Annotated in this window: 4 protein-coding genes; all 4 read left to right on the top strand. The window is 30.5% G+C overall.

The genetic code is table 11. From position 1 onward, the window contains the following. The first annotated feature begins 122 nt into the window (after window positions 1-122). The 4 genes from L21TH_RS00855 to L21TH_RS00840 all read left to right on the top strand — a co-directional run bounded on the left by L21TH_RS00855 (window position 123) and on the right by L21TH_RS00840 (window position 2,872). Window positions 123-467, top strand: a complete 345-nt coding sequence (locus L21TH_RS00855; RefSeq protein ID WP_034428901.1) for a YtrH family sporulation protein — start codon at window positions 123-125, stop codon at window positions 465-467. Then, window positions 455-922: a sporulation membrane protein YtrI gene (locus L21TH_RS00850; RefSeq protein ID WP_006306532.1), complete on the top strand. Its 468-nt coding sequence runs from the start codon at window positions 455-457 to the stop codon at window positions 920-922. The genes L21TH_RS00855 and L21TH_RS00850 overlap by 13 nt, the downstream gene beginning before the upstream one ends. A gap of 12 nt (window positions 923-934) precedes the next feature. Beyond that, window positions 935-1,522, top strand: a complete 588-nt coding sequence (locus L21TH_RS00845; RefSeq protein ID WP_006306531.1) for a 5-formyltetrahydrofolate cyclo-ligase — start codon at window positions 935-937, stop codon at window positions 1,520-1,522. 297 nt (window positions 1,523-1,819) lie between these two features. Continuing rightward, window positions 1,820-2,872, top strand: a complete 1,053-nt coding sequence (locus L21TH_RS00840; protein ID WP_006306530.1) for an Mrp/NBP35 family ATP-binding protein — start codon at window positions 1,820-1,822, stop codon at window positions 2,870-2,872. Window positions 2,873-2,968: the final 96 nt, after the last annotated feature.

The following is a 2,968-nucleotide window of genomic DNA, read 5'->3' as shown; positions in this document are numbered from 1 at the left end:
AGGGGTCAGGCCTGAATAAGTGAATAACTTTAAAGTTATTCACTTATTCAGGCCTGACCCTTTTTTAAATGTAATAAATCCCATATCCATCTCATAACTTATACAAAAATTATAAAAAGGTGATGGATGTGTGTGATTTTTTTAGCAATTTATTATATAACTTTTTAATAGCCTTTGGAGTAATAGTTGGAGCTAGTGTATTTGCTGGAATGGGAGCTATTGTTAACAATCACTCTCCGGTTAAAACTATGATAAGTGTAGCAAGTTCAATAAAAATTTGGGCAGTAGCAGTTGCTTTAGGTGGTACATTTTCCTCCTTTCAAGCCATTGAAAAGGGCTTACTGAAAGGCGAAATAAAATCAGTTATTAAGCAGATATTATATATTATGACTGCTTTAATAGGAGCTAATCTTGGATATAGTTTTATCAAGTTAATACAGAGGTGGAGTAAAATATGGATGGAATAAAGAGTAAAGGCTTCAAGTATTTTTTTACCCTTATAACAGGAATAATAATTGGTATGTTAGCTGGAGCAGTTGGTATGGGTACGTTGATAAGCTACAGATTAGATGAATATATTGAAAGGATAAACTATTTAGAAACACAAGTTCAGGATAAGGACATACGACTGGAAAAATTGGAGGAATCAATTAATAAATCAAAGTTCATATTAAAGAGTATAGATATTATTTTTTCATATGATGAAGAAGAAATTGACGAGACGACTTTAGAAAAAGTAATTAAGCAAAAGTATAAAGGAATAATAGGTAAAGAAGTCAAAAACATAGACGTAGATATGGTCACAGAAGTAATTGATAAAAGGATAATGAGGTTAGATAAAGAAGAATATAAGCTGAAGGTAAAAAAATTAGTATTATCTGAAGAATTAATGATATGGGTTGAGATTGAAAAGCTAGATTAGGGAGTGAAAAATTTGATAACTGTACAAAAGGAAAAGCTAAGAAAAGAAATATTAAACATACGAAATAATATGAAAAAAAGTGAAGTTGAAGGCTTAAGTGAAAAAATAATTTCTAGATTAGTAAATATGGATATATTTAAAGAAAGTAAGAATGTTATGATTTATTTAAGTTTCAAAAATGAAGTGGATACATATAAGTTATTATCTCATTGTAAAAGGCTAAAGAAAAATGTTATAGTTCCATTTACGGTTAAAGAAAAAAAAGAGATTATACCTACTTTACTTAAAGACCAAGAAAAAGAACTTGTAAAAAGCTATTATGGATATATGGAGCCTAGCAAAGAATATTTAAGACCAGTCAACAAAGAAGATATAGATATAGTGATAGTACCAGGAGTAGTATTTGATGAAAGATGCTGCAGGATAGGATTTGGGGGAGGTTATTACGACAGATTCTTTTCTGATGTTAAGGATAAAGTTATAAAGGTAGGTATAGCATATGAATTTCAGATAGTAGAAAGAGTGCCTGTAGAAGAATTTGATGTTCCTCTAGATTATGTAATTACAGAAAAGAGAATAATAAGAAAAGTTAGCGGTTAGTTGCTCGTAGTTAGTAGACTTTTATTCGGTTCTTAGTTCCCAGTTCTCAGCTCTTAGGAAAACATTAGAAAGAATTAGGCTATTCGCTACTCGATATTCGCTAAGAGCAAAGAACTAAGAGCTTTTTTCTACTAACAACTAACAACTAACAATTTGTGTATAAATATATTTTTTGGGTAAATAATTATTAAGGGCATTTGCTTTTAAGTTGAAATTGTATTATATTTTATATATGATAATATTATTTAGATGTATACTATACTAGGATAAAGGTGAATAAACAAGGAGGAAACGAAAATGGAATTAAAAGAAAAGGTTTACAAGGCTTTAGAAAACGTAAACGACCCAGAGCTACATAAGAGTTTAGTAGAATTAGACATGATAGAAGAAGTAGTTCTTGACGGCAGTGAAGTAATGGTAAACGTATCACTTACAACTATTGGGTGTCCTATGAAAGCAAAAATGGAAGAAGATATAAAAAGAGAAGTTGGCAAACTAGATGAAGTAACAAAAGTAAAAGTAATATTTGGTGAAATGAGTAAAGAGCAAAAAGATAAGCTTATAGAAAAATTACATGGTAAACAGAAAAAAGCAGAACCATTTAAAAACACTAGGGTAATAGCAATAGGTAGTGGTAAAGGTGGAGTTGGTAAGTCAACTGTTACTGCAAACTTAGCTGTTACTTTAGCTGAAATGGGATATAAGGTTGGATTAATTGATGCAGACATTCTAGGATATAGTATTCCTCAGATATTAGGTATAAAAGATGTGAAGCCTATGGCAATCGAAGGTGGATTTATTTTACCTATTGAAAGAAACGGTGTAAAGGTTATGTCAATGGGTAACTTAGTAGAAGGAGATCAAGCTCTTATCTGGAGAGGTCCTTTATTAGGTGGAGTACTAGACCAATTCATGAATGATGTATATTGGGGAGATTTAGACTATATGCTAATAGACTTACCTCCTGGAACAGGGGATGTACCATTAAGTCTTATGCAAAAACTTCCTAAGGCTGAAATTTTAATAGTTACTACTCCACAAATTACTGCAGCAAACGTAGCTAAGAGATTAGGTTTAATGGCTAATAAAACAAACAGCAAAATAATTGGTTTAATCGAAAATATGTCTTACTTTGTATGTAATAATTGTGGTGAAAAGCATTATATATTCGGAAAAGCTGAAGGAGAAAAATTAAGTAAAGAGCTTAATACAACACTTTTAGGAGAAATACCTTTAGTTACAGGTATAAGAGAAGATAGCGATAAGGGAGTACCTTCAGTTATCGATTTAGAATCAGAAGTAGGTAAGGTATATAAAGAAATAGCTAAAAATTTAATAGAAACTAAGTAATGTTAAACGGCTCCAATTTTGGAGTCGTTTTTATTTTTATATAAGAAAGTATATTTATTATATAGCTTGTAATTAAGTTAAATACAGGTTTGAAAG

The organism is Caldisalinibacter kiritimatiensis (assembly GCF_000387765.1).
Taxonomy (GTDB): Bacteria; Bacillota; Clostridia; order Tissierellales; family Caldisalinibacteraceae; genus Caldisalinibacter; species Caldisalinibacter kiritimatiensis.
This window is presented reverse-complemented; position numbering and strand designations above follow the sequence as displayed.

Bases quoted from the DNA above. Each gene is read 5' to 3' on its own strand.
- L21TH_RS00855 (WP_034428901.1), top strand. From the start codon at position 123: ATGGATGTGTGTGATTTTTTTAGCAATTTATTATATAACTTTTTAATA.
- L21TH_RS00850 (WP_006306532.1), top strand. From the start codon at position 455: ATGGATGGAATAAAGAGTAAAGGCTTCAAGTATTTTTTTACCCTTATA.
- L21TH_RS00840 (WP_006306530.1), top strand. From the start codon at position 1,820: ATGGAATTAAAAGAAAAGGTTTACAAGGCTTTAGAAAACGTAAACGAC.